Origin of the sequence: Lunatimonas lonarensis, from assembly GCF_000390185.1 — a bacterium.
Lineage (GTDB): Bacteria > Bacteroidota > Bacteroidia > Cytophagales > Cyclobacteriaceae > Lunatimonas > Lunatimonas lonarensis.
The window spans coordinates 1-1,585 of sequence record NZ_AQHR01000084.1 but is presented as its reverse complement, the minus strand read 5'-3'; the positions used below and the strand labels follow the sequence as shown (position 1 = coordinate 1,585).

At 43.7% G+C, this 1,585-nt stretch carries 1 protein-coding gene; it reads left to right on the top strand.

What is annotated here, in order from left to right:
• Positions 1-249: 249 nt before the first annotated feature.
• Positions 250-1,585 (top strand): IS110 family RNA-guided transposase (locus ADIS_RS12780; RefSeq protein ID WP_035805906.1); only part of this gene is annotated, 1,336 nt, incomplete at its 3' end.

The window sequence follows — 1,585 nt, the reverse complement described above, 5'->3', positions numbered from 1 at the left end:
ATCCCGTATATTAGAAACTCATTTACTTTCAGAGCTAACGGTCGCTAAAGCAGCAGATATTTCTTAAATTGGGGTAGCTCTTTGTAAGGCCGATTTTTAAACTGTTGCTCCTTCGGGAAGCACGGGCGCAATCCTGGTTGGGATGCTTGCGATTACTTTAGTGGCGGCACTGACGATAAATGTCAGCGACCCCGTTCAGAATATTTTCTTGCCAAAAGCACATCCCCTTAGAGCTTAAATATTCTCAATATGGAACAGGAATTTGTTTCGATGCAAGTCGTTAATCCGCAGGCTGCGGGTATCGATGTTGGCAGTCGCTCACACTGGGTGGCTGTAGGGCAGTCCCAAGAGGATGTGCGTGAGTATGGGGTGTTCAACCAAGACCTTTTTGCTATGGCCGAGTGGTTGAAAGAAAGAAATGTCACAACAGTGGCCATGGAGAGTACCGGCACCTATTGGCAGAACCTTTATGCCGTATTGATCTCCAAAGGCTTTCATGTGGTACTTTGCAATGGAAAGTTCACAAAAAACATCAAGGGCAAAAAGAGTGATGTGATGGATTGCCAGTGGATCCAGAAGCTCCATACCCTAGGGCTCTTGTCAAGCAGTTTTCTGCCCGATGGAAAGACAGAAGAACTGAGAACTTATTGCCGACAAAGATCTAATTTGCTTCATTCAGCTGCTTCAACATCAAAAAAAATGATGAAAAACCTTCGCTTGCTCAATTTGCGATTGGATGTAGCGGTCAAAGATATTTGCGGACTCACAGGCTTGATGATTATTCGTGCGATCTGTGATGGGGAAACAGATCCCAAAAAACTGGCCTCATTACGGCATGGCAACTGCAGAAGGAGTGAAGAAGAGATAGCTAAGGCACTTCAGACCAATGGCAGAAAGGATTACCTCTTTGCCCTGCAACAGGAATTGGACACCTATGATCACCTACAAAAGAAGATTGAAGAGTGCGATAAGGAAATCGAAAAGAAGCTTGATGAAATCATCAACTCCGATGACAATAAGCGCCAGCACCATATTGAAGCAAAGCCCCATAAAAGAATCAACAAAAACACCCCAAAGGATATAGACCTCAACTTGAAGTCCTATCAGATGTTTGAAGGCATTGATCTGTTGGCTATAGAAGGGATGAGCTTCTCCACGGTTTTAGCTTTGATGAGTGAAGTGGGCATAGAGGGAATCAAAAAGTTCAAAACAGGAAAGCACTTTGCCTCTTGGCTGAGGCTGGCCCCAAACAATAAAGTAAGTGGTGGTAAAGTTCTTTCTAGCAAAATACCGAAAGGAAGCAACAGACTTAAAATAGCCTTAAGGAATGCAGCCAATGCCATCGGAAACCTGAAAGACTCAACACCCTTGAGGGACTTCTTTCAGAGAATCAGCTTTAGAAAAGGAAGGGTGTCTGCTATCAGTGCCACAGCACGTAAGCTTGCTGTGATTATCTGGAATATGGTAGTGAAAGGAATTCCATATGTCAATCCGGAGGGATATCTCTATTTGGATCAGAAAAGAAAGCTAGGATTGGTAAAGCGAATTCGGAAACAAATCGATAAATTCGGTCTGACTAATCAAG